At 72.1% G+C, this 25,006-nt stretch carries 26 protein-coding genes; 12 read left to right on the top strand and 14 right to left on the bottom strand.

The window, feature by feature from the left end:
- Window positions 1-122 precede the first annotated feature (122 nt).
- On the top strand, window positions 123-1,760 hold the full coding sequence (locus tag ACFVGW_RS31315) for a threonine/serine exporter family protein (protein WP_352187823.1): 1,638 nt from the start codon (window positions 123-125) through the stop codon (window positions 1,758-1,760).
- Between the two features lie 63 nt (window positions 1,761-1,823).
- On the opposite strand, the gene ACFVGW_RS31310 is transcribed toward ACFVGW_RS31315, so the two are convergent.
- Window positions 1,824-2,528 (bottom strand): DedA family protein, encoded by a 705-nt coding sequence (locus tag ACFVGW_RS31310; RefSeq protein WP_383222272.1) that lies wholly within the window; start codon window positions 2,526-2,528, stop codon window positions 1,824-1,826.
- Between the two features lie 158 nt (window positions 2,529-2,686).
- Here ACFVGW_RS31310 and ACFVGW_RS31305 point away from each other — a divergent pair, with 158 nt between their 5' ends.
- From ACFVGW_RS31305 to ACFVGW_RS31295, 3 genes are all read left to right on the top strand, one after another.
- Window positions 2,687-3,055: a YbjQ family protein gene (locus ACFVGW_RS31305; RefSeq protein ID WP_383222274.1), complete on the top strand. Its 369-nt coding sequence runs from the start codon at window positions 2,687-2,689 to the stop codon at window positions 3,053-3,055.
- 63 nt (window positions 3,056-3,118) lie between these two features.
- On the top strand, window positions 3,119-4,411 hold the full coding sequence (locus ACFVGW_RS31300) for an ion channel protein (RefSeq protein WP_385854311.1): 1,293 nt from the start codon (window positions 3,119-3,121) through the stop codon (window positions 4,409-4,411).
- Between the two features lie 19 nt (window positions 4,412-4,430).
- Window positions 4,431-5,843 (top strand): glutamate decarboxylase, encoded by a 1,413-nt coding sequence (locus ACFVGW_RS31295; RefSeq protein WP_385854310.1) that lies wholly within the window; start codon window positions 4,431-4,433, stop codon window positions 5,841-5,843.
- 13 nt (window positions 5,844-5,856) lie between these two features.
- Here ACFVGW_RS31295 and ACFVGW_RS31290 read toward each other — a convergent pair whose 3' ends face one another.
- From ACFVGW_RS31290 to ACFVGW_RS31260, 7 genes are all read right to left on the bottom strand, one after another.
- Window positions 5,857-7,122: a WD40/YVTN/BNR-like repeat-containing protein gene (locus ACFVGW_RS31290; protein ID WP_385854309.1), complete on the bottom strand. Its 1,266-nt coding sequence runs from the start codon at window positions 7,120-7,122 to the stop codon at window positions 5,857-5,859.
- 103 nt (window positions 7,123-7,225) lie between these two features.
- A complete protein-coding gene (locus tag ACFVGW_RS31285) occupies window positions 7,226-7,990 on the bottom strand; it encodes an ABC transporter permease (protein WP_385854308.1) in 765 nt (254 codons plus the stop codon).
- Window positions 7,987-8,964, bottom strand: a complete 978-nt coding sequence (locus ACFVGW_RS31280) for an ATP-binding cassette domain-containing protein (RefSeq protein WP_385854307.1) — start codon at window positions 8,962-8,964, stop codon at window positions 7,987-7,989. The genes ACFVGW_RS31285 and ACFVGW_RS31280 overlap by 4 nt, the downstream gene beginning before the upstream one ends.
- Before the next feature lie 76 nt (window positions 8,965-9,040).
- A complete protein-coding gene (locus tag ACFVGW_RS31275) occupies window positions 9,041-9,682 on the bottom strand; it encodes a PadR family transcriptional regulator (protein ID WP_385854306.1) in 642 nt (213 codons plus the stop codon).
- Window positions 9,683-9,725: 43 nt separating this feature from the next.
- The gene (locus ACFVGW_RS31270; RefSeq protein ID WP_385854305.1) at window positions 9,726-10,265 is read right to left on the bottom strand and encodes a DinB family protein; all 540 of its coding nucleotides are present in this window, start codon (window positions 10,263-10,265) and stop codon (window positions 9,726-9,728) included.
- A gap of 96 nt (window positions 10,266-10,361) precedes the next feature.
- The gene (locus ACFVGW_RS31265; protein ID WP_385854304.1) at window positions 10,362-11,819 is read right to left on the bottom strand and encodes an aldehyde dehydrogenase family protein; all 1,458 of its coding nucleotides are present in this window, start codon (window positions 11,817-11,819) and stop codon (window positions 10,362-10,364) included.
- An 82-nt stretch (window positions 11,820-11,901) separates the two neighbouring features.
- A complete protein-coding gene (locus ACFVGW_RS31260) occupies window positions 11,902-12,774 on the bottom strand; it encodes a helix-turn-helix transcriptional regulator (RefSeq protein ID WP_352187746.1) in 873 nt (290 codons plus the stop codon).
- Window positions 12,775-13,054: 280 nt separating this feature from the next.
- Between ACFVGW_RS31260 and ACFVGW_RS31255 the strand changes: the two genes are divergently transcribed.
- Window positions 13,055-13,582, top strand: coding sequence for an ATP-binding protein (locus ACFVGW_RS31255; protein ID WP_385854303.1), 528 nt, complete (start codon window positions 13,055-13,057; stop codon window positions 13,580-13,582).
- An 89-nt stretch (window positions 13,583-13,671) separates the two neighbouring features.
- On the opposite strand, the gene ACFVGW_RS31250 is transcribed toward ACFVGW_RS31255, so the two are convergent.
- A complete protein-coding gene (locus ACFVGW_RS31250) occupies window positions 13,672-13,884 on the bottom strand; it encodes a DUF397 domain-containing protein (RefSeq protein WP_030219358.1) in 213 nt (70 codons plus the stop codon).
- Window positions 13,885-14,186: 302 nt separating this feature from the next.
- Here ACFVGW_RS31250 and ACFVGW_RS31245 point away from each other — a divergent pair, with 302 nt between their 5' ends.
- Window positions 14,187-15,101 carry an NAD-dependent epimerase/dehydratase family protein gene (locus ACFVGW_RS31245; RefSeq protein ID WP_385854302.1) on the top strand — a complete coding sequence of 305 codons (915 nt, stop codon included), beginning with the start codon at window positions 14,187-14,189 and terminating at the stop codon, window positions 15,099-15,101.
- A 35-nt stretch (window positions 15,102-15,136) separates the two neighbouring features.
- Here the strand turns inward: ACFVGW_RS31245 and ACFVGW_RS31240 are convergent, their stop codons facing one another.
- Both ACFVGW_RS31240 and ACFVGW_RS31235 read right to left on the bottom strand, forming a co-directional pair.
- Complete coding sequence (locus tag ACFVGW_RS31240; RefSeq protein ID WP_385854301.1) at window positions 15,137-16,288, bottom strand: DUF2786 domain-containing protein; 1,152 nt, start codon at window positions 16,286-16,288, stop codon at window positions 15,137-15,139.
- Window positions 16,267-16,656, bottom strand: a complete 390-nt coding sequence (locus ACFVGW_RS31235; protein ID WP_383222288.1) for a winged helix-turn-helix transcriptional regulator — start codon at window positions 16,654-16,656, stop codon at window positions 16,267-16,269. The genes ACFVGW_RS31240 and ACFVGW_RS31235 overlap by 22 nt, the downstream gene beginning before the upstream one ends.
- Window positions 16,657-16,735: 79 nt before the next feature.
- Between ACFVGW_RS31235 and ACFVGW_RS31230 the strand changes: the two genes are divergently transcribed.
- From ACFVGW_RS31230 to ACFVGW_RS31220, 3 genes are all read left to right on the top strand, one after another.
- Window positions 16,736-17,551, top strand: coding sequence for an NAD(P)H-binding protein (locus ACFVGW_RS31230; RefSeq protein WP_385854300.1), 816 nt, complete (start codon window positions 16,736-16,738; stop codon window positions 17,549-17,551).
- A 122-nt stretch (window positions 17,552-17,673) separates the two neighbouring features.
- Window positions 17,674-18,432 carry an ABC transporter ATP-binding protein gene (locus ACFVGW_RS31225; RefSeq protein ID WP_385854299.1) on the top strand — a complete coding sequence of 253 codons (759 nt, stop codon included), beginning with the start codon at window positions 17,674-17,676 and terminating at the stop codon, window positions 18,430-18,432.
- On the top strand, window positions 18,426-20,516 hold the full coding sequence (locus tag ACFVGW_RS31220; RefSeq protein ID WP_385854298.1) for an FtsX-like permease family protein: 2,091 nt from the start codon (window positions 18,426-18,428) through the stop codon (window positions 20,514-20,516). Before ACFVGW_RS31225 ends, ACFVGW_RS31220 begins: the two co-directional genes overlap by 7 nt.
- 62 nt (window positions 20,517-20,578) lie before the next feature.
- Here the strand turns inward: ACFVGW_RS31220 and ACFVGW_RS31215 are convergent, their stop codons facing one another.
- Both ACFVGW_RS31215 and ACFVGW_RS31210 read right to left on the bottom strand, forming a co-directional pair.
- Window positions 20,579-20,776 carry a DUF397 domain-containing protein gene (locus ACFVGW_RS31215; RefSeq protein ID WP_385854297.1) on the bottom strand — a complete coding sequence of 66 codons (198 nt, stop codon included), beginning with the start codon at window positions 20,774-20,776 and terminating at the stop codon, window positions 20,579-20,581.
- Complete coding sequence (locus ACFVGW_RS31210) at window positions 20,773-21,624, bottom strand: Scr1 family TA system antitoxin-like transcriptional regulator (protein WP_385854296.1); 852 nt, start codon at window positions 21,622-21,624, stop codon at window positions 20,773-20,775. The genes ACFVGW_RS31215 and ACFVGW_RS31210 overlap by 4 nt, the downstream gene beginning before the upstream one ends.
- A gap of 158 nt (window positions 21,625-21,782) precedes the next feature.
- Here ACFVGW_RS31210 and ACFVGW_RS31205 point away from each other — a divergent pair, with 158 nt between their 5' ends.
- From ACFVGW_RS31205 to ACFVGW_RS31195, 3 genes are all read left to right on the top strand, one after another.
- Entirely contained in the window at window positions 21,783-22,259 is a 477-nt protein-coding gene (locus tag ACFVGW_RS31205) for an ATP-binding protein (protein ID WP_385854295.1), read from the top strand.
- A 207-nt stretch (window positions 22,260-22,466) separates the two neighbouring features.
- Entirely contained in the window at window positions 22,467-23,399 is a 933-nt protein-coding gene (locus tag ACFVGW_RS31200; RefSeq protein WP_385854294.1) for a helix-turn-helix domain-containing protein, read from the top strand.
- Between the two features lie 10 nt (window positions 23,400-23,409).
- Window positions 23,410-24,015: a Uma2 family endonuclease gene (locus ACFVGW_RS31195; protein WP_385854293.1), complete on the top strand. Its 606-nt coding sequence runs from the start codon at window positions 23,410-23,412 to the stop codon at window positions 24,013-24,015.
- A 7-nt stretch (window positions 24,016-24,022) separates the two neighbouring features.
- On the opposite strand, the gene ACFVGW_RS31190 is transcribed toward ACFVGW_RS31195, so the two are convergent.
- On the bottom strand, window positions 24,023-24,940 hold the full coding sequence (locus tag ACFVGW_RS31190; RefSeq protein WP_385854292.1) for an NADP-dependent oxidoreductase: 918 nt from the start codon (window positions 24,938-24,940) through the stop codon (window positions 24,023-24,025).
- Window positions 24,941-25,006: the final 66 nt, after the last annotated feature.

Raw genomic sequence — 25,006 nt, 5'->3', positions numbered from 1 at the left:
GTCCCTGCTGAAGCTGTGACGGGCGGTGCACCTCGTGCGGGTGCGCCGCCCGTCTCGCGTGCTGCCGTATGCCCGTGCCCATACTGGGCAGAGAAGCGCGCATGGGAGTGAGGGCGAAAAGAGTGGTCGCGGAGGCGGACGGCCCGGAGGACCGGAAGCCGCAGTCGGACGAGGCGCGCAGCGCCTTCATCCCGCCGGCGGGGGTCGATCAGCCGGTGGTGCCGGAGGAGGAGCATCCGACCTCGGAGTTCGCCATTCCCGCGGGGCTGGCTCCCGAGCCGCCCGCCGAGCCCGAGGGCTCGGCGTTCGCGACGCCGTCGACGTACTCCGCGAAGAACGCGCCGCCGGCCTTCACGCCCGCCCACGGCATGCCGCTCGTGCGGCTGCCGGCGGACGCGCCGTGGCAGGACCGGATGCGGACGATGCTGCGGCTGCCGGTCGGGGAGCGGCCGGTGCCGGAGACGCGCAAGGAGGACGAGGCGGGGCCCGCGGTGGGCCGTGTGCTCGACCTGACCCTGCGTATCGGCGAGCTGCTGCTGGCGGGCGGGGAGGGCGCTGAGGACGTCGAGGCGGCGATGTTCGCGATCTGCCGTTCGTACGGTCTGGACCGGTGCGAGCCGACGGTGACGTTCACGCTGCTGTCGATCACGCACCAGCCGTCGCTGGTGGACGACCCGGTCACGGCGAACCGGACGGTACGGCGGCGGGGCACGGACTACACCCGGCTGGAGGCGGTCTACCAGCTGCTCGCCGACATCAACGCGGACGAGGTCTCGCCGGAGGACGCGTACCGGCGGCTGGCGGAGATCCGGCGCAACCGGCACCCGTACCCCGGATGGGTGCTGTCGGCGGCGGCGGGTGTGCTGGCGGGCGCGGCCTCGGTGCTGCTCGGCGGCGGGTTCACGGTCTTCATGGTGGCGGCGCTGGGCGCGGTGCTCGGCGACCGGCTGGCGTGGCTGTGCGCGGGGCGTGGGCTGCCGGAGTTCTACCAGTTCCTGGTGGCCGCGATGCCGCCGGCGGCGATGGGGGTGCTGCTGACGCTGCTGCACGCCGATCTGCGGCCCTCGGCGGTCATCACGGGTGGCCTGTTCGCCCTGATCCCCGGACGTGCCCTCGTGGCGGCCGTGCAGGACGGTCTGACCGGCTTCTACATCACGGCCTCGGCCCGGCTCCTGGAGGTCGGGTACTTCTTCGTGGCGATCGTGGTGGGTGTGCTGTCGGTGCTGTACCTGGCGGTGCAGTTCGACGCGCAGCTGAACCCGGACGGGGTACTCAATCCGGTCGAGCGGCCGGTGGTGCAGATCCTGGCGTCGATGGTGCTGTGCGCGACGTTCGCGATCCTGCTGCAGCAGTCGCGGCAGACGGTGCTCTTCGCGACGCTGAACGGCGGGGTGGCGTGGGTGATCTACGCGTCGATCGCGGTGACGGCCGGTGGGTCGGCGGTGATGGCGACGGCGGTGGCGGCGGGTCTGGTGGGTCTGTTCGGGCAGCTGGCGGCCCGGTACAACCACACGTCGTCGCTCCCGTACGTGACGGCGGCGATCGGGCCGCTGCTGCCGGGTTCCGCGACGTACTTCGGGGTGCTGGGAATCGCCCAGAACAACCTGGACCAGGGCTTCGCCTCCCTTGCGAAGGCGGCGGCCCTGGCCCTGGCGATCGCGATCGGGGTGAACCTGGGAGGCGAGCTGGCCCGCCTCTTCATGCAGGCTCCGCGCGCGGCGGCGGCGCGCCGCGCGGCGAAGCGTACGAGGGGCTTCTGACCCCGGCCGTCACCGGCGCGGGGTCCTGGGGCCGACCTTTATCCGGGGTCCTGGGGCCGGCCGTTATCGGCGGGCGTGGCGTCCGCGGCCGCCCTGGTTCGGGCTGCCGGGGCCGTCGCCGCCCTCGTCCTCCTGGGCCTTGGCCTTCTTGGACTGGGAGCGGGCGCGGAGGTACTCGATCACGATCGGGACCACGGAGATCGCGACGATCAGGATGAGGATCATCTCGATGTGCTCGTGCACGAAGTCGATCTTGCCGAGGGAGGCGCCGAGGAGGGTGACACCCGCGCCCCAGAGCACACCGCCGATGATGTTGAAGGTGATGAACGAGCGGTAGTTCATCCGGCTCACACCGGCGATGATCGGCGTGAACGTGCGCACGATGGGCACGAAGCGGGCCAGGATCAGCGACTTGGGGCCGTGCTTCTCGAAGAACTCGTGCGCCTTCTCGACGTTCTCCTGCTTGAAGAGCTTGGAGTCGGGGCGCCTGAAGAGGGCCGGGCCGACCTTGCGGCCGAAGAGGTAGCCGACCTGGTCGCCGATGATGGCGGCGGCCACGATGAGCGTGCAGACGAGCCACAGCGGGGTGTCGAGCTTGCCGGTGGTGACCAGCAGGCCGGTGGTGAAGAGCAGCGAGTCGCCGGGCAGGAAGAACCCGATGAGCAGTCCGGACTCGGCGAAGACGATGACGAGGACGCCGATCAGACCGAAGGTCTGAATGAGATAGTCCGGGTCCAGCCAGCTCGGTCCGAGGGCAAGCGTATTCACGGGTTCCGGGCTCCTGCGGTCGGTGGGGGCGGGGGACGGCTGCCCCAAAGTATCAACGCATTCTTACGGCCCAGGGTTCCAAGGGCATCCCACCGGACCCCTTCGGGGTGCGACCGCGCGCGGCCGGGCCGACGCTGGTGGCCAGGAGGTGGATATCCATGGGCATCGACGAGTACGGAGGCGGCCAGGGGCCGCAACCGGACGTGCTGGTCGTCACCACGAACGACGTTCCGGGCTACGAGGTCCGGCAGGTCATCGGCGAGGTCTTCGGGCTGACCGTGCGCTCCCGGCATCTGGGCAGCCAGATCGGTGCCGGCCTGAAGTCGATGGTCGGCGGGGAGCTGAAGGGCCTGACGAAGACTCTGGTGGAGACCCGCAACCAGGCGATGGAGCGGCTGGTGGAGCAGGCGAAGGCGCGCGGCGCCAACGCCGTGCTGATGTTCCGCTTCGACGTGACCGAGGCGGCGGACGTGGGCACGGAGGTCTGCGCCTACGGCACGGCGGCGGTGATCGCACCTCGCGCCTGACTGGGCGGCGACACCCCCAACTCTCGGGGTGTTATGCGGCTTTTGTGGCCCTATGGTGGGGCGGTGGCCATCGATAACCCGTCGTCCGAGCCCCCGCCCCCGGCCCCCCGGTCGCCTGCGCGCGTCCTGTTGCCGCAGATCCTGCCCGCGCTCCTGATCGGAGTCGGCGCAGCCCTGATCCTGCTCGCGATCGAGTGGCTCTCCGAAGAGCTCCAGCACGTGCTCTGGGAGGACCTGCCGGGCGCGCTGGGCATCGGTGACTACTCGGCCCTCTGGATCATCGTCATGCTCACCGCGACCGGTGTCGCGGTCGGCCTGATCATCTGGAAGGTGCCGGGGCACACGGGCCCCGACCCGGCCGAAACCGGACTCGGCGGCACCCCGCTGGCGCCCGGGGTCGTCCCCGGCCTGCTGCTCGCGGGCACACTCACACTGGCCGGCGGCGTCAGCCTCGGTCCGGAGAACCCGATCATCGCGGCCAACATCGCGCTCACCTACTGGGCGGGCCGCAAGCTGCTGCCGGTCGTACCCGGCGCGCTCTGGGTCGCGCTCGCCTCCTCCGCAACCATCGGCGCCCTCTTCGGTACACCGGTCGCCGCGGCGCTGGTCATCTCCGAGGCCCTGACCCGTCAGCCGGGCGGGAAGGGCTCCCTGTGGGACCGGCTCTTCGCCCCGCTGATCGCCGCGGGCGCAGGTGCGATGACCGCGACGCTCCTGGAACACCCGAGCTTCGACCTGAACCTTCCCGAGGTGCGCGACCCGGGGTGGGGTGATCTGCTGGCCGCCATGGTCGTCGCCACCGCAGCGGCCCTCTTCGGCCTTCTCTGCTGCTACGGCCTCCCGTACGCGCACCGCGTCTTCCACCGGCTGCGGCACCCGATGCTGATGCTGCCGGTCGGCGGTCTGGTCCTCGGCCTGCTGGGCGTGCTGGGCGGGCGCCTCACCCTGTTCAAGGGTCTGGATCAGATGAAGGAGCTGACCGAGAACCTCGGGGGCTGGTCCTCCGGCGAGCTGGCCAAGATGGCCGTGGTCAAGCTCGCCGCTCTGCTGGTCGCCGCCGCGAGCGGCTTCGTGGGCGGCCGGATCTTCCCCGCCGTGTTCATCGGGGCCGCCTTCGGCCTGCTGGCCCAGGCCCTCGTCCCCGAGATCCACCCCGCCATCGCCGTCTCCTCGGGCGTGCTCGGTGTCCTGCTCGCGACCACCCGGCAGGGCTGGGTGAGCCTCTTCGTCGCGGCCGCCGTCGCCTCCTCGTCCTCGATCCTCGCCCTGCTCTGCCTGGCCACCCTGCCCGCGTGGCTCGTCGTCACCGGACGCCCCCAGCTCGAACTGGACAAGTCGGGCAACCCCTTGCACTGAACACCCCTAAGGAGTCCCCATGCCGCTGCACAAGGGTCCCGCCGAGGCCGAGACCGACCGGCACCTCGCCCTCAACCCCTTCTACGGCGAAGCCAACCCGGTCGGTGGCATGACCGAGGCGCCACCGATCCACCGGCTCCCCGACGGTCCGGTACCGCCCATGAGCGCCTATCAGCTGGTCCACGACGAGCTGATGCTCGACGGCAACTCCCGCCTCAACCTCGCCACCTTCGTCACGACCTGGATGGAACCCCAGGCGGGCGTCCTCATGGCCGAGTGCCGCGACAAGAACATGATCGACAAGGACGAGTACCCGCGCACCGCCGAACTGGAGCGGCGCTGCGTGGCCATGCTCGCCGACCTGTGGAACGCCCCGGACCCCTCGGCCGCCGTCGGCTGCTCCACCACCGGTTCCAGCGAGGCGGGCATGCTCGCCGGCATGGCCCTCAAGCGCCGCTGGGCCAAGCGGAACGCCGACCGCTATCCGGGCACCGCCCGGCCCAATCTCGTCATGGGCGTCAACGTCCAGGTCTGCTGGGAGAAGTTCTGCAACTTCTGGGAGGTCGAAGCGCGGCTCGTGCCCATGGAGGGCGACCGCTTCCACATGGACGCCGAGTCGGCCGCCGCGCTCTGCGACGAGAACACCATCGGTGTGGTCGCCGTGCTCGGTTCGACCTTCGACGGCTCGTACGAGCCGGTCGCCGAGATCTGCGCGGCGCTCGACGCCCTCCAGGAACGGACCGGCCTCGACATCCCCGTCCACGTCGACGGCGCGTCCGGCGCCATGGTCGCCCCCTTCGTGGACGAGGAGCTGGTCTGGGACTTCCGGCTGCCGCGGGTCTCCTCGATCAACACCTCCGGTCACAAGTACGGCCTGGTCTACCCGGGCGTCGGCTGGGCCCTGTGGCGTTCGCCGGCCGAGCTTCCCGAGGAGCTCGTCTTCCGGGTCAACTACCTCGGCGGCGACATGCCCACCTTCGCGCTCAACTTCTCCCGGCCGGGCGCCCAGGTCGTCGCGCAGTACTACACGTTCCTGCGGCTCGGCCGCGAGGGATACCGGGCGGTCCAGCAGGCCACCCGGGACGTCGCCCGCGGGCTCGCCGAACGGATCGAGGCGACGGGCGACTTCCGCCTCCTCACCTACGGCGATCAACTGCCGGTCTTCGCGTTCACCACCGCCCCCGACGTCAGCCGCTTCGACGTCTTCGACGTCTCGCGCCGGCTGCGCGAGCGCGGCTGGCTCGTCCCGGCCTACACCTTCCCGGCCAACCGGGAGGACCTGTCCGTGCTGCGCGTGGTCTGCCGCAACGGCTTCTCGGCCGATCTCGCGGATCTGTTCATCGGGGACATGAACGGCGTGCTGCCCGAACTGCGGCGGCAGTCCGCCCCGTCGGTCGACAACAAGGCGGCCGCCACCTCCTTCCACCACTGAGCGGGAGAGAACCTCAGAACGACTCGCCCTCGCACCCCAGAGCGAACTCCGCCCAGCGCCGGCCGTCGACCGATATGTCATAGAGGCAGCTGGTGCTGTGGCGGAGCAGCCCGGCGGGCGTACGACGGGTGTAGGCCGTGCCCTCGCCGGAGGGGCGGAAGCTGCGGCCCCCGTCGACGCTCACGTACTCCCGGTCCTCGGCTCCGATCAGCACCCGGCCGCCGGGACCCGGCACGGGGATCCCCAGCAGCGTGCGCGGCTCCGCCACCGGCCCCGTCGTCCACATCCGCTCCCAGGTGCGGCCGCCGTCCCGGGAGCGGTGCAGCGCCCGCATGGGGTTCTTGACCGGGTCACCCCCCTTCAACTCCCCCATCTCCGCCGCGTAGACGACACCCGGACCGACCGCGACCGCCGTGAACCGGCCGGGCTCGGAGGCCGGACTCGGCAGCCTGCTCATCGACCAGCTGCGCCCCTGGTCCCGGGAGACGGCGACCGCCGCCCGCCCTGAGAGGGGGTCGGTGCCGGACACCCACCAGGAGCCGTCGGGCTCCGCCACCTCGGCCGGCCTCGGACGCGCCCCCAGCAACGGCCCCCGGGCCAGGGGCCGCCGCCGCCCGTCGTCGGGGGAGATCACGACCAGCCGCTCCCGGGCGCAGTCGTCTACGGAGCCGCCGGCGGGCTGCGCGCAGTCCGTGGTGAGGACGGCACCGGCCGGTATCACCGGGGCCGTACCGCTCGGGCGCGCGTCGACCTCGCGCCAGGTCCGCCCGCCGTCCCGGGTGAACCAGTTCCGCCGCGCCTCCGGGCCCGCGCCGCCCTCCTCGACCAGGGCCCGGCCCGGCCCCAGGACCCGCAGCTGCGACGAGACACCGTCCGTGCCCCGCGTCTCGGGCAGCGGGGAACGCCGTAGCGCCCAGTTCTTCGCGCCCCGGTCGAGGACGGCCACGTGCTGCCTGCAGAAGCCGTTCTCCGGCACCCGCTCGTCGCCCACGCAGTCGGCCAGCAGGGCGAACCCGCTGCTGTCGGAGGCGAATCCCAGGGAGTGCGACCACCCCGGCAGCTCCCGCCCGGACGGAATCCGCGGCGGCGGAACGCCCTGCGCACCCGCCCCGCCCGACGAGCCCGAAGCACCCGCCCCGCCCGAAGACCCCGAAGCCCCCGAAGACCCCGGAGCCGCGGCACCGGACGAGCCCGCCGCGCCCGCGGACCGCCCCGGATCCCCCGCCCGCCCCTCCCCCGTGCAAGCCGTCAGCACCAGCGCCACGACGGCGCCAGCCACCCCGCACGTCCTGAGCCTGCCCATCCCCCGTCCCCCTGTCCCTCGCCCGGTCCGCGGTGAACCGTCTGCCTTAGGTACACCGCTCGACCGGTTCGGGTTCCCTCTACGCGCTGAGCCTCCTGAACCTCCGTACCGCCAGCGGGAGGAAGACGGCGAGGAGCAGCAGCGGCCACACCACCGCCGCCGTCACATGCCCCGGCTCGCCGCCCGGGTTGCCGAACAGATCCCGTACCGCCGTCGCCGTCGCCGACATCGGGTTCCACTCCACGACCGTGCCCAGCCACCCCGGCATGGAGTCGGGCGAGGCGAAGGCGTTGGAGAGGAAACCGACCGGCCAGACCAGGATCTGCACGGCCATCACCAGCTCGGGCCGCCCCGCCACCATCGCCAGGTAGATCCCGATCCACAGCATCGCGAAGCGCAGCAGGAGCAGCAGGCCCATCGCCCCGAGGAAGGCGCCGGCGCCGCCGTGCGCGCGCCACCCCATCGCGTATCCGACGGCGGCCATCACCAGCAGCCCGGCCGCGGACTGCAGCATGTCGGCGGCCGAACGCCCCACCAGCACCGCCCCGTCGGCCATCGGCATCGAGCGGAAGCGGTCGATCACCCCCTTGTTGAGGTCCTGGGTGACGGCCGTCATCGTCGCTTCGAGACCGAAGACCATCGTCAGCGTGAGCATGCCGGGCACGAGGTAGTCGACGTACGCGCCCTCGATCGCCCGGCCGCCGCCGACGAGATAGCCGAACATCAGCATCATCATGACCGGGAAGGCGAGGCCGACCACCACGACGACGGGCTGCCGCGCCCAGTGGGCCAGTTCCCTCCGGGTCATGGTCCAGCAGTCGTCCATCACGTACGCCGCGCTCATGCCGCCACCTCCGCTTCCCGGCCCTTCGCCGCGTCGCCGGTCAGCTGGTCGCCGGTCAGCTGGAGGAAGACCTCGTCGAGGGTCGGCCGCCGCAGCGCGATGTCCTCCGCCTCGATCCCGGCCGCCTCCAGGGCCCGTACGGTCTCGGCCAGGGCCGCCATCCGGTCGGTGACGGGCACGCTGATCCGCCGCCGGTCGGGGTCCACCGTCGCCTCGGACCGGCCGGCGGGCATCAGCCGCACCGCCTCGTCGAGCCGCCGGGCGTCCCGCAGGACGACGTCGACGCGGTCCCCGCCGACCTTCGCCTTCAGCTCGTCGGCCGTGCCGTCGGCGACGACCCGGCCGTGGTCGACGACCGAGATCCGGTCGGCGAGCTGGTCGGCCTCCTCCAGGTACTGCGTGGTGAGCAGGACGGTCGTCCCGCCGCCCACCAGCGAGCGCACCGACTCCCACACCTCGCCGCGGCCCCGCGGGTCGAGCCCCGTCGTGGGCTCGTCCAGGAAGAGCACCTCCGGCTCGGTGATCAGCGAGGCCGCGAGGTCCAGGCGCCGGCGCATGCCGCCGCTGTACTGCTTGACCGGCTTGCGTCCGGTGTCCGCGAGCCCGAACCGCTCCAGGAGTTCGTCCGCCCGCGCGCCCGCCCGCCGGGCTCCCAGGTGGTACAGCCGCCCGAACATCTCCAGGTTCTGCCGGCCGCCGAGTTCCTCGTCGACGGCCGCGTGCTGCCCGAGGAGCCCGATCCTGCGCCGCACCTCGGACGCCTGGGCCCGGACGTCGAAGCCCGCCACCCTCACCTGGCCCTCGTCGTGCCGCAGCAGCGTCGCCAGGATCCGTACCGTCGTGGTCTTGCCCGCGCCGTTGGGGCCGAGCAGCCCGTGCACCGTGCCGCGCCCCACACGCAGGTCCAGGCCGTCGAGCGCCCGCTTGTCGCCGTACCGTTTCCGCGCGCCTTCGACGACGATCGCGTCAGTCATTCCAGCCCTCCAGCCAGTAGTCAAACTTGACCACTCGATCGAAGGTATGCCACGCGAGTCGATTGGTCAAACTTGATTACTCGAATTCCGGGTCGGGTCCGCCCGTCGAGTACGGGTTCTCCTCACCCTCGGCGAGCACTCCCCGGAAGGGCTCCCCGCCCTCCCCCTCGAAGGAGTACGCACCCGCCTCGATCCGCTCGATCAGCCCGAGCGTCCACTCCTTGCCCGCGTCGGCCGAGTGGACCCAGAAGTGCATGATCTCGCCGATGTGACCGAGCTGCTCCGGGCCGCCCTCCGGCGTGTAGTACTCGGTGACGGCGCTGCGCCACGCGTCGAGCGCCCGCACCCGCTGCCGCAGCAGCTCCACGACCTCCGCCCGGGGGAGGTCGACGATGAACCCGATCCCTGCCGACAGGACGTCCATCTTCTGGTCGTACGTGGTCAGCGCCTCGCGCAGCAGCGCGAAGTACTCCGCCTCACCCTTCTCCGTCACCTCGTACTCGGTGCGCGGCGGGCCGCCCGCCGTGCTCGGCGCGATCTCGTACGCGTGCAGCAGATCCTGCTTGGCCATCTGCTTGAGCGCGTGATAGATCGAGCCGGGCTTGGCGTTGGACCACTCGTGCGCGCCCCAGAACTCCAGGTCGTTGCGGACCTGGTAGCCGTGGGCGCGCCCGTGCCGGCGCACCGCGCCGAGGACAAGAAGCCGGATCGCTGACACCCTCGTACCTCCTAGTCAATTTTGACTAGGGTACGCGCCCTCTTCAGCGCCCCTGTTCCTCCGCGATCAGGGAGAAGGAGTCCCGGCCGTCCAGCGACTCCCTGATGATGTCCGCGTGCCCGGCGTGCCGCCCCGTCTCCTGGACCAGGTGGAGCAGCATCCAGCGGATCGAGACCCGGCCGTCCTCGGGGAACCAGGGCGCGCGCGGCAGCGGGAAGGTGTCGTCCAGGCTCGGCACCGACCGGACGAACTCCTCGGTCTCCTTGGCGACGCCCTCCCAGAAGGCCAGCGTCTCCGGGACGCTCTCACCCTCCACGAGCCGGAATCCGTCACCCCAGGTCTCCTGGGTGCGGCGCCGCTCGTTGGGGACCTGCTGGGCCAGTCGCAGCCAGTTGAGCTCGACCTCCGCGACGTGCTTGATCAGCCCGGAGAGGCTGAGCGCGCTGGCGCTGGGGCGGCTCGCCGCCTGCTCCTCGGTGAGGCCGAGGGCGGCGCGGCGGAGCGCGGCCCGCTGCGCCTCGATGAAGTTGAGGAACGCTCCGCGCTCGTCACCCTGGGCCTCCGCGGGAACAAGAGCAACCATGATGTCCGCCTTCCAGACGACTCGGTGGGTGCCGGGGGGAGCTCTTCCTCTCCCCGACACCCACCACGCTACGAACCCTTGAGGACAGCTACGGTCCTAGAAGGGGAACCGGCTCCGCCCGTGCTGGATCGAGATCCACTTCTGGGTGGTGAAGGCCTCGATCATCGCGTCGCCGTTGAGCCGGCCGACGCCCGAGTGCTTCTCGCCGCCGAACGGCACGATCGGCTCGTCGGCCACGGTGCCGTCGTTGATGTGGATCATGCCGGTGTGGATGCGCCTGGCGACCCGTACGCCCCGCTCGATGTCACCCGTGTGGACGGCACCGCTCAGCCCGTACGGCGTGTCGTTGGCGATGCGTACCGCCTCGTCCTCGCCGTCGAAGGGGATGACGAGGGCCACCGGGCCGAAGATCTCCTGGCTCAGGACGGGCGCGTCCGCCGGAAGGCCGGACAGGATCGACGGGGAGACCACGTTGCCGTCCGCCGAGCCGTGCAGCAGGGCTGTCGCGCCGGCCTCCACGGCCTGCTCGACGACGGCCGAGACCGACTCCGCCTGCTGGGAGTTGATGAGCGGGCCGATGTGCGTGGCGGGGTCCGCCGGGTCGCCGACGCGCAGGGTCTTCACCTTCGCGACGAACTTCTCGGTGAACTCCTCCTCCAGCGTGCGGTCCACCAGGATCCGGTTGGCGGCCATGCAGACCTGGCCCTGGTGCACGAAGCGGCTGAAGACGGCCGCGTCCACGGCGTAGTCGACGTCGGCGTCCTCGAGGACGATCAGGGCGCTGTTGCCGCCGAGTTCGAGGACGGCGTGCTTGAAGTTCTCCGCGCAGACGGTGGCGACGTGACGGCCGACCTTGTCGGAGCCGGTGAAGGAGATGACCTTCGGGACCGGGTGGGTCAGCAGCGCGTCGCCGATCTCGGCGATGTCGGTGACGACGACGTTCAGCAGACCGGTCGGCAGACCGGCGTCCTCCAGGACCTTGGCGACGAGCGTGCCACCGCAGATCGGCGTGTTCTGGTGCGGCTTCAGCACGACCGCGTTGCCGAGCGCGAGCGCGGGCGCGACCGACTTGAGGGAGAGGAGGAAGGGGAAGTTGAAGGGGGAGATGACACCGACGACGCCGACGGGGAGCCGGTAGACGCGGTTCTCCTTGCCGTCGACCGGCGAGGGCAGGATCCGCCCCTCGGGCCGCAGCGCCAGCTGGATCGCCTCGCGCAGGAACTCCTTGGCGAGGTGCAGCTCGAAGGCCGCCTTCAGGCGCGTACCGCCCAGCTCGGCGACGATCGTGTCGCCGATCTCCTGCTCGCGCTCCTCGACGATCCGCAGCGCGCGCTCGAAGACGAGGCGGCGGGTGTACGGGTTGGTCTCGGCCCACTCACGCTGGGCGCGCTCGGCGGCGCGGTAGGCGCGGTCGACCTCGTCGGCGGTGGCGACGGTGATCGCGGCGAGCTTCTCCCCGGTGTACGGGTTGAAGTCGATGATGTCCCACGAGCCGCTGCCGGGCTTCCACTCGCCGTCGATGTACTGGTGAGCCAGGTCGGTGAAGTAGGACATGTGGCGAGACCCCTTAACCCGCGGTGGCGGACGTGGCGACTGTGACAGCAGAACCCTGATGTCACGTCATCGTACTTACGTCCTACGTGAGTTGAAGGAGTCCTCGGAGAAGATCCCGGCTTTCGGCCGGATCGGGGCTGTCCTCGGCCAGCCGCTCCATCACGCGCGCGTACTGGGCGACCTCCTCGCGCTTGTCGAGGTACAGCGCGCTGGTCAGCTGCTCCAGATAGACGACGTCGGAGAGGTCGGACTCGGGGAAGCTCAGCATCGTGAACGAGCCGCTCTCGCCGGCGTGCCCGCCGTAGCTGAACGGCATGACCTGGAGCGTCACGTGAGGGTGCTCGGAGATCTCGATGAGATGCCTCAACTGCCCCTGCATCACGGCCCGGTCGCCGTACGGGCGGCGCAGCGACGCCTCGTCGAGGACGGCGTGGAAGTGCGGGGCCCGCTCGGAGACGAGGACCTTCTGGCGCTCCAGCCGCAGGGCGACGCGGCGCTCGATCTCGGCGCGCGGGGCGCCGGGCATGCCCCGGGTGACGACGGCGTGCGCGTACGCCTCGGTCTGCAACAGGCCGTGGACGAACTGGACTTCGTAGACGCGGATGAGGGAGGCGGCACCCTCCAGGCCGATGTACGTCTGGAACCAGCCCGGCAGGACGTCGCCGAAACTGTGCCACCAGCCGGCCACGTTGGCCTCGCGCGCGAGCCCGAGGAGCGAGCCGCGTTCCGCCTCGTCGCTGACGCCGTAGAGCGTGAGCAGGTCCTCGACGTCCCTGGCCTTGAAACTCACCCTGCCCAACTCCATACGGCTGATCTTGGATTCGGACGCGCGGATCGAGTAGCCGGCCGCCTCGCGGGTGATGCCGCGCGACTCGCGCAGCCTCCTCAGCTGCGAACCCAGCAGGATGCGCCGCACGACACTCCCGCTCGCTCCGCTCGATTCGACTGCGGTCACGGCTCCAGCCTCTCCTTCGCGGTCTCGGGCCCCCGGATTGTGCCACTAAACGCTTCAGCCCGTACACATTCGATTACGGAAAGACGGCAACTTCAGGGCGACTTCATGATCAAGGAGAAAGTGGCCACCAGAAGATATGCACAGAATCGGCACGCGGACGGACAGGTCCGGCGCGTGCACGTGCATCTGCCCTTGCATCCAGTGGTCCCATTCGGAACCATGGAGCCCGCGCAACCGCACCACTATCCGCGATTCGCCGCGATTCCCGGGAGTGCCTCGCATGGGGACGAATGGATCGACCATGCTCGAGCCGTTACGGCAGGGGCTTCCGCCGATCGATCCCGCCGCCGTCTCCAGCTCGGCCTCCTGCGCACTGCCACCCGCGTACGAAGCGGTGCGCGGCGCACGGAAGTTCACCCGGGCCACGCTCGCGCAATGGGATCTCACCGAGCGCTTCGACGACGTGGCCCTGGTCGTCTCCGAACTCGTCACCAACGCCCTGAGGCACGCGCTGCCGTCCGAGGCGGCGCACGACACGCGGGACTCGCGGGATCTTCACGAAGACGGCCGGAACGGGCCCCCCGTGCGCCTGCATCTGATGCGATGGACGAGCCGTCTCGTCTGCGCGGTGCGCGACCCCAGCCACCGGAGCCCGGAGACGCGCGAGGGGGGCGAGGACTTCGCGGCCGAGTCGGGGCGCGGGCTGTTCCTGGTCGACTCGTTCAGCGACACCTGGGGCTGGCACCCGCTCGCCGGGACGCTCCAGGGCAAGGTCGTCTGGGCGCTGTTCCGGCTCGGACCCGAGTGACGCGCGTAGGCGCGCGCGATGGTGCGGAAAGGGCCCCGGCGGGACGCCGGGGCCCTTCTTCTCGGGCTCGGAGCGGCCTCGGAACGGGCTCAGACCAGGTGGTCGAACTCCCCGTCCTTGACGCCCAGCAGGAGCGCCTCTATCTCGGCGGGCGTGTAGACGAGCGCGGGGCCGTCCGGGTGGCGCGAGTTGCGTACGGCAACGTTCCCGCCGGGCAGCTTGGCGAACTCCACACAGGAACCCTGGGAGTTGCTGTGCCGGCTCTTCTGCCACACGACACCCCGGAGCTCCGTGGCCGCCATGCCGTTGTACGCGTGATGCGCATGATGCACTGGTAGCTCCCCGAGAGACTTGATGCAGGTGTCAACTTCCTCGGATCATAGCTGTGTTCATATGCCAATGCATGAGCAGATGCACGTGCACGCGGGGTGGCGTAGCGACTACGCGACTCAGCGTCTACCGGCGGGTAAGCCACGCCGCTCACCTCACCCTACGGTGTGCCCTCGGCGGGCGGGACGAACAGGTCATCCCCGTCTGCCACTCCGCCTGCCCCACGGCCCGGTCGCTTCCGCGGATGTCACGCTTCGCGGCGCATGCTCGTCCCATGAGCATGACTGACACCGGGAACGTACTGCTGGCAGGGGCGAGCGGGGTCTTCGGACGCCACGTCGCCGAGGAACTCACCGCGGCCGGACACACCGTGCTCGGCCTCGGGCGCGGGGCGGAGAACGACGTCGTCGCCGACCTCATGGACCGCGACGGGCTGCTCCGGGCGGTGGAGGGGCTGGAGATCGACACCGTCGTGCACGCGGCGACCGCCCTGCGCGAGCCGCCCATGAGGCACCGGGACATGGACGCGACCGACGCGCTGCGGACCGCCGGGACCTCCCATCTGGTCGAGGCGGCGCGCGCGGTGGGGGCGCGGCGGATGATCGCCGAGACCATGGTGTTCGGGTACGGGTACGGCGACTTCGGGAACCGTGTGGTCACGGAGGACGACACCTACGGCCCGACCGGCCTCGACGCGGCGTCCCAGCGCCATGTCGACGCCATGCGGACCAAGGAGGAGCTGATGCTCGGGGCCGAGGGGATCGAGGGCGTCGCGCTGCGGTTCGGCCTCTTCTACGGCCCCGGCGGCACCGAGGGCATCGTGGACCTGCTGCGGAAGCGGAAGCTGCCGGCGGTCGCCGACCGGGGCAGGGTGCTGCCCTGGATCCACCTCCAGGACGCGGCCCGCGCGGTCGTGCTGGCGGTCGGGGGCGGGCGGGCCGGCGAGGCGTACAACATCGTGGACGACGGCCCGATGGGCTTCGGCGCCCATGTGCGGGCGGTCGCCAAGGTGTTCGGCACCCCGAAGCCGCCGACGGTACCGGCCTGGCTGACGCGACCGATGTCGTACGCCCACCAGGTGTGCACCACCAACCTGACCGTCTCCAACGCCAAGGCCGCGACGGAACTCGGCTGGACGCCCCGCTACCACGACTGCGCGTCGGGCCTCGCGGCACTGACGGAGTGGTGAAGGCCCATGGCAGCGGGCGTGGGCGCCCGGCGCCGTCAGGGGCGGCGGTCCTGGATCTCCCGGTGACCGCGCCCCAGGCCCGCCGCGTCCGCGGCCGTCGTGCCGTGGGTCCAGCCCGCCTCGTCCCACATCGCGCGCACGCGGGTCGTCCGGGTCTCCGGGAACATCTCGTCCGCGCGGTTCGTCACCGCGACCTCCCGGGAGGCGAGCGCCGGGAGCAGGGTCGGGGCCTCGGAGGCGACGCGGCGTGACGTGCTCGCGAGCCGGGAGCCCAGCCGGTTCGCGTACGCGAGCAGGAACGACTGCCGGAAGGACTTCGTACGCTTCCGGCCGCCCGCCCGCTGCTCCGCCTCCGCCCGCGTCATCGCCGCCGTGCCCTGCACCAGGAGCGAGGTGTACAGCAGCTCCACCGGATCGAGGTCCGCCTCGAAGCCGACCACCGTCGAGAAGCCGTACGGCTCGTTCCACACCGCCCGGCAGTGGTTCGCCGTCGCCACCGCGTCCAGCAGGATCGCCTTGGCCTGCTCGTACGGCGGCTCCACACCGATCCGGATCGCCCCCGGCACGTCCCCCGACGGCGTACGGGACGCCAGCGCGGCCTCGTCCAGGCTGTGGCGGGCCATCAGCTCCTGGGCCTTGGCGGTCAGCGCCTCCGCCTCCTCCGGGTAGCCGGTCGCCTCCGCCTTGGCGAGCAGGGCCCGTACGCGCGTCAGCATCCGCGGCTCCCCCGCCACGGCGGCCGGGAGCGCGTCACCCGGCACCGGACCCACCGGTTCCAGGGAGGGCAGCCGGACGAGCAGGCGGTACAGCTCCAGGCTCGTCGTCGCCGAGGAGAAACGGTCCGCGCGGGCGGGTGCGGTCTCCAGGTCGGCCAGCTGCGCGGCCCACCGGTGCGGCAGCCGCTCGTAACGCCCGGTCTCCGCCGCGATCAGGGCACCCGCGAGCCGCACGTGCTCCTCCGCGAGGTCCCGCCGCACCAGCCGTACGAGATCCGCCGGCTGCCAGCCCCGCTCCCACGCCCGCCGGACGAACTCCTCGCCACGGCGCGTCAGTTCCGCGTCCGCCGCCCGGTCCGCCGCGAGCAGGGACGCCGCCGAGTCCAGGGCGGTGTCGTCGTCCGTGTACAGGGCCTCGAAGGCCCTCTCGACGGTGCTCCTCGTCGTACTCACGCCTGCTTCGCGTCCCATTCCTCGCGCGCCCGCCCGATCACCGCACGGTGGTCGAGCGACCAGTCGATCAGCTGCTTGATCAGGTGCGTCATGCTGTGGCCCGTCTCCGTCAGCGCGTACTCCACCTGCGGCGGCGTCGTCGGATGCACCGTCCGCGTCACCAGGCCGTCCCGCTCCAGACGGCGGAGCGTGAGTGTCAGCATCCGCTGCGAGATGCCGTCGACCAGGCGCTGGAGCTCCCTGAACCGGCGTGGTCCCGGGGCCAGTTCGACCACGACGTGCACGGTCCACTTGTCGCCGAGCCGGTCCTGGACATCCCGGACCCCGCACTCCTCCGCGCAACTCACCACGGGGTCGGTGGTTACCCCGGTGTGCCCCGCTGACATCAATGTGCCTCCTTACGCGATCCCGCCGCCCTCACCAGAATGATCCTCACCGAACACGAACACGAATTCAGGGGGAGTCATGCTGCTCGTCACCGGTGTCTCCGGGGGCCTCGGCTCGCTCGTCGCGGAGCGTCTGGCCGGCCGGGACGACGTCGTCCTCGGCACGCGCGCCGGACTGTCCGGCACCCGGCCGGTCGACTTCGACGAGCCCGCCGGCCTGCCGGGCGCCTTCGCCGGGGTCGACACCCTGCTGCTGATCTCGGCGGGGTACGGCGAGGACGACACCGTGATCGCCCGGCACGAGGCCACGATCTCCGCCGCCGAGGCGGCCGGGGTCGGCCACATCGTCTACACGAGCCTCTCCGGCGACGGCGACCACCTCACGTACGCCCTCCCGCACCGCTGGACCGAGCGCCGGCTCCGGCGGTCGAGCGTGGCGTGGACGGTGCTGCGCAACGGGCTGTACGCCGAGCTCCTCACCTGGATCGCGGCCCCGGACGCCGACAACCGCATCACGGGCCCGCTCGGCGAGGGCCGGCTCGCCGCCGTGGCCCGCGAGGACCTCGCCGAGATCGCGGTCACCGTCGCCACCGCCCCCGCCGCGCACGCCGGGCGCACCTACGAGCTGGTCGGCGAGCGCCCGCTGGGCGGAGCCGACCTGGCGCGGGCGCTGGGCGCCGAGTACGCCCCCGGCACGCTCGCCGGGGCGCGGACCGCGATCGCCGCCTCGGGAGCCGAGCCGTTCCAGGTCCCGATGCTGACGGGGACGTACTCGGCGATCGCGCACGGTTTCATGGACGGGACGGGTGTCGGGCACAGCAGCCTGCGGGAGCTGCTCGGGCGGGAGCCGCTGGACGCGCTCGACGTGTTCGTGAAGGCCGTGCGCAAGGGGTAGGGCGTACGGCGGGATGGCCGTCGGGCGGGGGCGGGGCGTACGGCGGGGGTGGGGCCAGGCATACCCCCGAGACGCCCTCCAGCGGTCGTGACCGGCGGCCGCGCCGACGGTTGGCTTGAGCCATGACCTCGACGACCAGCTCCGACACCGCCGTCCGGCTCACCGCCCTGCGCCGCCTCCACCGCGACGTCCGCGCCCTGGACGGCGTCGACCTCGACTTCCGTACCGCCACCTTCACCGCCGTCATGGGCCCCTCCGGCTCCGGCAAGTCCACGCTGCTCCGGTGCGCGGCCGGTCTCGACCGGCCCACGGGAGGGACGGTCGAGCTGGGCGGGATCGCCTTGGAGGGGCTGAGCGAACGGCGGCTGACGCTGCTGCGGCGGGACCGGATCGGGTTCGTCTTCCAGTCCTTCAACCTGCTGCCGTCGCTGACGGCCGCGCAGAACGTGGCGCTGCCGCTGCGGCTGGCGGGCCGACGGGTCTCCCGGGGCGAGGTGCGCGCGGCGCTGGAGCGCGTCGGGCTCGGCGGACGGGAGAGACACCGGCCCGGGGAGCTGTCGGGCGGGCAGCAGCAACGGGTCGCGATCGCCCGGGCGTTGATCACCCGGCCCGCGGTGCTCTTCGCGGACGAGCCGACCGGCGCGCTGGACTCCGGCACCAGCCGTGAGGTGCTGCGGCTGCTGCGGGAGCTGGTGGACCGGGACGGCCGGACGATCGTCATGGTCACGCACGATCCAGTGGCGGCGGCGCGGGCGGACCGGGTGGTGTTCCTGGTCGACGGGCGGGTGGAGGGCGAGCTCCACGCCCCGACGGCCGAGCGGGTCGCGGCCCGCATGGCCGGCCTGGAGACGACGCCCCGGACGGAGGCCGTCGCATGCTGACCGTCGTCCTCTCCGGCCTCCGTGCCCGCTGGGCCGCCTTCCTCGGCAGCTTCGTCGCCCTCGGCCTCGGCGTCGGGCTCCTCGCCACCATGGGCCTCGGCCTCGCCTCGACCTTCGACGCACCGGAGCGCGAACCGCGCCGGTTCGCGTCCGCGCCGGTGGTCGTGCAGGGCCGGGACGCGGTCACCGTCGAGGTCCGGCGCGGACCGGACACGGCCTCCGTCTCACAGAAACTCGACCGTCCACAGCCTGTGGATATCGAACTCGTTGCCGAGCTGAAGGCGCGCTGGACGGTCACCACCGCGGGTGGTCCCGACGCCGTCGGCGTCCACGGCCCCGCCGCCGAGGTCCGTACCCTCGTCGGCGACCGCGCCCACGTGCTCACCGGGAACGACCGGCTGCGCGCCGACCCCGAGCCCGAGCGGGACGCCGAGGCGCTCGTCGCCCTCAACTCCCTCCTCGGCACGGCCGGCGGCGTCACCACCTTCGTCTCGGTCTTCGTCGTCGCCTCCACCTTCGCCTTCGCCGTCGCGCTGAGGCGCCGCGAGTTCGGGCTGCTGCGGACGGCGGGCGCGACCCCCGGCCAGGTGCGGCGGATGCTCCTCGCCGAGGCCGCGGGCGTCGGCGTCCTCGCCGCGGCCGCCGGGTGCGCACTGGGCGCGTGGGGCGCGCCGTGGCTTGCGCGGGTGCTCGTGGACGGCGGTCCGGCCCCGGCCTGGTTCGGGATCGGGGACGCGACCTGGCCGTTCCACCTGGCCTTCTGGACGGGCGTGACCGTCGCCCTCGCGGGGGCCCTCGCCGCCTCGCGGCGGGCCGGGAAGATCGGCCCGACGGCGGCGCTGCGCGAGGCGGACGTCGACACCGACGTCCTGCCGCCCGGCCGCGCGCTGCTCGGGACGGGGCTGCTCCTGGCGGGCGCCGGGCTGCTCGTGTGGACCGCGGTCACGGAGCCGTCCGAACTGCTCAAGCGCAAGACGTACACGACCGTGCCGATGCTCCTGATCACCGGCGTCGCGCTGCTGGCCCCGGTGCTGGTCCGGCCGGTGGCACGGGCGCTGCGGCTGCCGGGCGCCACGGGGATGCTCGTACGGGAGAACAGCGCGGCGGCCGTCCGCCGTACCGCCGCCGTCGCCGCGCCGGTCCTGGTGACGGTCGCGCTGGCCGGCTCGCTCCTCGGTTCGGCGGCCACGGTCACGAGCACGAAGGCCGCGGAGGCGCGGGAGCAGACCCGCGCGGAGCGGGTGGTGACGGGCGAGGACCTGCGGCCGGTGCCGGGTGCGTCGGCGACCGCGACGACCTCCGTCTTCGTACGGGACGGGGCCGAGGCGCTGGTGAAGTACGGGGCGCGGGCGGTCGACGACCCGGCGGCCTTCGCGGAGCTCGCGCGGCTGCCGGTGGTGGCGGGGGACGTGGCCGATCTCGACGACGGGTCGATCGTCGTCAACGAGGAGTGGGAGCGGCGGACGGTCGGCGACCGGGTCGAGGTGTGGCGCGCGGACGGCAGCGGGCCGGTGACGCTGCGGGTGGTGGCGGTCCTCGCCCTCGGCACGGGCGACAACGGCCCGTACGTGACGCGGGCGAACGCGCCGGGCGCCACGGTGGACCGGATCGAGGCGGCGGCCGGCGTGGCGCCGGAGGCCCTCGCGGCGGCGGGCGGGACGGTACGCACGGTGGAGGAGTGGGCCGCCGCCACGCACCCGTCGACCAGTCCGCAGACCCGGCTCGGGCTGCTCCTGGTCCTCGGCATCGCCCTCGTCTACACGGTGATCGCGCTCGCCAACACACTCCTGATGGCGACCTCCGTACGGGGCGGAGAGCTGGCCTCGCTCCGGCTGGCGGGCGCCACACGGGCCCAGGTCCTGCGGGTCGTGACGGGCGAGGCGGCGCTCGCGGTGGCTGTCGGGACGACCCTCGGCCTCGCCGTGACGGCGGTCGGCCTGGGCACGCTGGGAGCGGCCCTTGCGGCCCTGTCCGCGCCGGTGGCCCTGTCCGTGCCGTGGGGCGCCGTGGGCGCGGCGGCCGGGGTGTGCGGCGTGGTCGCGGTCGCCTGCGCGGCGCTCCCCGCGTGGCGCCTGACGCGCTGAGCGGCGAAGGTGGGTGGACGGGGCGGTGTCCAGGGTCGGAGCCGGGCCACCGCCCCGCCCTGTCAGCCCTGGGCGACGACCGCGTACGAGACGAAGGCGGTCCAGGCGGAGGGCGTGAGGTCCAGGTGGGGGATGTCGATGTCCTTGGAGTCCCGGACATGGACGGCGCCGGGGGTCGTGGCGACCTCGACACAGGACTCGCCATCGGTGCCACTGCTGTAGCTGCTCTTGAACCACTCCAGCTCGGGCTTGCGGATCATGTTTCTCCCAGCAATTGCTCGATGAAGGCCAGCGACTCCCGTGGAGTGAGAGCCTGAGCCCGGATGGTGCCATACCGCAGATCGAGGACTCGTAGCTGTTTTGGATCGGAGGTCGGGCGGCCGCTGAAGGCGCCGTCGGAGCGTCCGACTGCCGTGCCATCCTCGAATTTCAGCATCTCGATCCGCCCGTCGAGTCCGGGGTGTGCATCGGTGGACGTCGGCATCACCTGAAGCGAGACGTTGCGCAACCGACCGACCTCCAGCAGACGTTCGAGCTGCTGTCGCCACACCATTGTGCCTCCAACCGGACGGCGCAGCGGCGCCTCTTCCAGGACGAAACTGAGGGCGGGCGCGGGCGACCGGTCGAAGACCGATTGCCGGGCCATGCGGGCGGCAAGCATGCGCTCGATGTCGTCCAGCGAGTACACCGGCTGTCCCGCCTCGAACAGGGCCCGCGCATGGGCCGGCGTCTGCAACAGCCCGTTGATGCTGTTGCACTCGTACACCCCCATCTCGACCGCTCGCGCTTCCATCCTCGCCAGATCGCGGATCTTCTTCGGGTACCGGACCTCCGCCACGTCCTCCTTCATGGCCGAGATGAGCCCACCGGCCCCCAGCGCCTCGTCCACCTTGTTCAGGAACTCCGGCCGGGGAATGCGAGCGCCACGCTCCACCTTCCGGATCAGGTCCTCGCCGTAGCCGACCAACTCCCCGAGTTCCGCGGCCCGCAGCCCCTTCGCCTCCCGCCACTTCCTGATCTGCCGCCCCACCGCCGCGACCACCGCCGCCCCCGATTCGTCGTCCGGGTCGACTTCCCAGCCCGGCTCGTCCGTCTCGACCACGCTCACGCCCGCCCACCTCCGTGATGCCGTACCTGTGCTCAGCGCCGCCGTACCCGACGGCCGCGCGGGACAGCCGGGACAGCGCCGGACAGTCTCGGGACAATCACCGTACGTAAGGGCGTCTTCGCTGGGCAGCGTACGCACGGCCCACCACGCTGGGTGACATGAACCACGAAACCGCCCAAGTGTTGGCGCCTGTACGCCAGTTCGGAATCCAGCTCTCCGCCACCCGCCGGGGCGCGCGCCTCGCGCGGCTGCTCGCGGTGGAGCAACTGCGCACCTGGGGGCTGGAAGCGATCTCCGGGACCGCGGCCCACGTCGTCGCCGAACTCGCCGCCAACGCGGTGACTCACGGTCGCGTCCCCGGGCGGGACTTCCACCTGGCGCTCACCGCGACGGCGGACACGCTCCGTATCGAGGTGACCGACACGCGGGCCGGCCGCCTGCCGGTCCCAAGGCGCCCGGACGGGGCGGAGTCGGGGCGCGGGCTCCTGATCGTCGAGGCCCTCGCGGAGCGGTGGGGCGTGACGCCGGGGCCCGTTCCGCGCAAAACGGTCTGGGCCGAGATCGGGCTGCCGTGGGGCCGGGCCGCCGCGCAGCGGGGCTCCGCGACGCGGTGCGCCACGACGGAAAAGCTTTAAAGAACCGGAGGGAAAGTACCCACCCCACCCCTCCAGCCTCCCCGCAGGGCACCGGTCACTCACACGGGTGATCTGTGCCAACTGGGCTGGATTTGGGACTGGTTGCCTGGCATATGCTCTCGCCGACCACTCCAGACAGACGTCGGCCCCCGACGGGACTAGCGATCCCGGCGAGGGCCTGACCACCGCGGAAGTAGACGCTTCCTGATGGCTTACTCGCAGCCTAGCGCTCCCTCGCAGTCCTCCGGGCTCGTTCACGTCAACGTCCCCCAGACGACGCACTACACGGTCGTCGGCAACCACCTCGCCCAGCACCGCGAGCTCTCGCTGCTGGCGATCGGGCTCGCCGTCCACATCCAGTCGCTGCCCACCGGGGCCTCCGTCGGCATCAAGGCCGTCGCCGACCGTTTCCCGGAGGGAGAGCTGCGTGTCGCCGCCGCCCTGCGCGAGCTGGAGGCCCACGGCTACCTGAAGCGCTTCAACGAGCGCCTGCCCAACGGGCGGCTGGTCCCGCGCACGGTCTCGTACAACCGACCAGGGGATGAACCCGAGCCCCCGCCGGAGACGCCGCCCGAGCCCCCGCGGCCGACGCCGCCCAAGGCGCCGGTCCCGGAACCGCCCCCGACGGAGACACCCGCGCCTGATGCCGTGCCGGAGGCACCCCCGTCGCCTCCGGCACCGGCCACGGCTCAGGCCCCCGTGACGGCTCCGGCCCCCGTGACCGCCCCGGCTCCGGCTCCGAAGCCGCCTTCCCCGCCTCCGCCACCACCGCCACCGCCGCTCGCCCAGGTGCACCGGCCCGCCGTCGAGCTCCTCGCCGGGCTGCACCTCCACGAGCCACGGCTCCTCCTCGCCGAGCGGGACGTCCGGCGCCTCGCCCCCGGCGTGACCGCCTGGTTCGAGCGCGGTGCCCATCCCGACGCCGTCCGCCGCACGCTCTCCGCGTGCCTTCCCGACCAGCTCAGACACCCGGCCGGGCTCCTCGCCCACCGGCTCACGGCCCTGATCCCACCGCCGCTTCCCGCCAGACCTCCGGCCCCCGACCCCCTCCAGACCTGCGAGGACTGCGACCGGGCCTTCCGGTCCCCCGGACCCGGCCGCTGCCGCGACTGCAGCCCCGAACGAAGAGAGGCCGCCTAGCATGAAGCTGATGACTCGGGCCCCAGGGCACGGACGAGGAGCCAGCGCCATGACGACCGCTTCCCCCTACTACCGGACCATGCGCGCTGCGGTGGAGAACCTGGACGACACCGTCTCCGGCAGGTTCGAGATCACCAAAGAAGGAATCGTTCACGACATGATGGTCCCGAAGCGTCCCCACGAGCTGACCGTGTTCCGCGTGCGCAAGCGCCTGGAGAAGGTCATGCCGGACGAACTGGCAGCCCACACGGGCGAACCCGATGTCGAGGACGAGCCTGAAGGCATCATGCGCCACCCCGACGTGATGGTGATCGCCGAGGCGGACATGGAAGGCGACGGCGCGTTCGACCCCCGTACCCTCATCGCCGCCATCGAGATCACCTCCCGCTCCAACCCCGACAACGACTGGATCGGCAAACTGCGGGACTACCCGCTCATCGGCATTCCGGTGTACGCGATCTTCGATCCCCGTACCGGGACGGGCGCCGTGTTCTCCGACATCCACACCACACCCGACGGCCCGCGTTACGCCACACGCAAGGACTTCGTCTACGGCGAGGACGTCACCATCGCCCATTGGACGATCTCGACCGAGGACCTGCCCCGCTACTCCTAGTCGCCCCCTACGGCAGCAGCACCAACTTGCCCCGCACGTGCCCCGACTCGCTCAGCTCCTGGGCCTTCGCCGCCTCCTTCAGCGGGAAGGTCTCGGCGATGTCGAGGCGCAGCCGGCCCTCCGCCGCCAGGCGGGCGTGGGCGGTCAGCCAGGTGCGGGCGAGGGGCGGGTCGACCGTGACACCGCTGAAGACGATGCCGTGCTCCTCCGCGTCGACCGCCGCGATCGTCACGATCCGCTCCTTCGCGCCGCCCGTCAGTTCGATCGAGACCGGCAGCGTGTCGTGGCCCGCCGCGTCGAAGACAGCGTCGACGCCCTGGGGCGCGGCCGCCCGCACGCGGTCCGCCAGGCCCTCCCCGTACGTCACCGGGATCGCGCCGAGGCCGCGCAGGAAGTCGTGGTTGCGCGCCGAGGCGGTGCCGACGACCGTCACGCCCGCGGCCACCGCGAACTGGACGGCCAGCGCACCGACAGCGCCCGCGGCGCCGTGCAGGAGGAGCGTCTCGCCCTCCTTCAGGGCGAGCAGGTCCAGGACCCGCCGGGCCGTCTCCCCCGCGACCGGGATGCTCGCCGCCCGCTCCCAGCTCAGGCCCGCCGGCTTGGGGACGAAGACCTCGGCCAGGGCGTACTCGGCGTAGGCGCCGGTCGTCGTCCAGCCGAACACCTCGTCACCGGCCTCGACCCCCGTCACACCCTCCCCCAGCGCGTCCACCGTGCCGGCGAACTCCAGGCCGGGCACGGCCGGGAAGGTGGTCGGGTAGAACGCCTCGACCCAGCCGTGACGCCGCTTGTGGTCAAGGGGGTTGACGCCGACCGCGGCCACCTTCACCCGCACCTGGCCGGCGCCGGGCTCGGGCACGGTCACCCCCGCCTCGTGGCGCAGAACCTCCGGGCCGCCGAACTCCTCGTACGTGATCGCTTCCATCTCGGCCTCCGTGGACCCTCGTCGAGCACTCGCTGCTTCCGATGGACCAAGCCTGCGCTCGACGAC

The sequence above is a fragment of the Streptomyces sp. NPDC127129 genome (assembly GCF_042671585.1).
Taxonomy (GTDB): domain Bacteria; phylum Actinomycetota; class Actinomycetes; order Streptomycetales; family Streptomycetaceae; genus Streptomyces.
The sequence above is the reverse complement of the archived record's forward strand: the minus strand, read 5'-3'. Positions and strand labels throughout refer to the sequence as shown.

Excerpts from the sequence above, each read along its gene's own strand:
- ACFVGW_RS31305 (WP_383222274.1), top strand. The coding sequence starts at position 2,687 with ATGGGCATCGACGAGTACGGAGGCGGCCAGGGGCCGCAACCGGACGTG.
- ACFVGW_RS31295 (WP_385854310.1), top strand. The coding sequence starts at position 4,431 with ATGCCGCTGCACAAGGGTCCCGCCGAGGCCGAGACCGACCGGCACCTC.
- ACFVGW_RS31285 (WP_385854308.1), bottom strand. The coding sequence starts at position 7,990 with ATGAGCGCGGCGTACGTGATGGACGACTGCTGGACCATGACCCGGAGG.
- ACFVGW_RS31280 (WP_385854307.1), bottom strand. The coding sequence starts at position 8,964 with ATGACTGACGCGATCGTCGTCGAAGGCGCGCGGAAACGGTACGGCGAC.
- ACFVGW_RS31270 (WP_385854305.1), bottom strand. The coding sequence starts at position 10,265 with ATGGTTGCTCTTGTTCCCGCGGAGGCCCAGGGTGACGAGCGCGGAGCG.
- ACFVGW_RS31265 (WP_385854304.1), bottom strand. The coding sequence starts at position 11,819 with ATGTCCTACTTCACCGACCTGGCTCACCAGTACATCGACGGCGAGTGG.
- ACFVGW_RS31255 (WP_385854303.1), top strand. The coding sequence starts at position 13,055 with ATGGGGACGAATGGATCGACCATGCTCGAGCCGTTACGGCAGGGGCTT.
- ACFVGW_RS31250 (WP_030219358.1), bottom strand. The coding sequence starts at position 13,884 with ATGGCGGCCACGGAGCTCCGGGGTGTCGTGTGGCAGAAGAGCCGGCAC.
- ACFVGW_RS31245 (WP_385854302.1), top strand. The coding sequence starts at position 14,187 with ATGAGCATGACTGACACCGGGAACGTACTGCTGGCAGGGGCGAGCGGG.
- ACFVGW_RS31240 (WP_385854301.1), bottom strand. The coding sequence starts at position 16,288 with ATGGGACGCGAAGCAGGCGTGAGTACGACGAGGAGCACCGTCGAGAGG.
- ACFVGW_RS31235 (WP_383222288.1), bottom strand. The coding sequence starts at position 16,656 with ATGTCAGCGGGGCACACCGGGGTAACCACCGACCCCGTGGTGAGTTGC.
- ACFVGW_RS31230 (WP_385854300.1), top strand. The coding sequence starts at position 16,736 with ATGCTGCTCGTCACCGGTGTCTCCGGGGGCCTCGGCTCGCTCGTCGCG.
- ACFVGW_RS31225 (WP_385854299.1), top strand. The coding sequence starts at position 17,674 with ATGACCTCGACGACCAGCTCCGACACCGCCGTCCGGCTCACCGCCCTG.
- ACFVGW_RS31220 (WP_385854298.1), top strand. The coding sequence starts at position 18,426 with ATGCTGACCGTCGTCCTCTCCGGCCTCCGTGCCCGCTGGGCCGCCTTC.
- ACFVGW_RS31215 (WP_385854297.1), bottom strand. The coding sequence starts at position 20,776 with ATGATCCGCAAGCCCGAGCTGGAGTGGTTCAAGAGCAGCTACAGCAGT.
- ACFVGW_RS31205 (WP_385854295.1), top strand. The coding sequence starts at position 21,783 with ATGAACCACGAAACCGCCCAAGTGTTGGCGCCTGTACGCCAGTTCGGA.
- ACFVGW_RS31200 (WP_385854294.1), top strand. The coding sequence starts at position 22,467 with ATGGCTTACTCGCAGCCTAGCGCTCCCTCGCAGTCCTCCGGGCTCGTT.
- ACFVGW_RS31195 (WP_385854293.1), top strand. The coding sequence starts at position 23,410 with ATGACTCGGGCCCCAGGGCACGGACGAGGAGCCAGCGCCATGACGACC.
- ACFVGW_RS31190 (WP_385854292.1), bottom strand. The coding sequence starts at position 24,940 with ATGGAAGCGATCACGTACGAGGAGTTCGGCGGCCCGGAGGTTCTGCGC.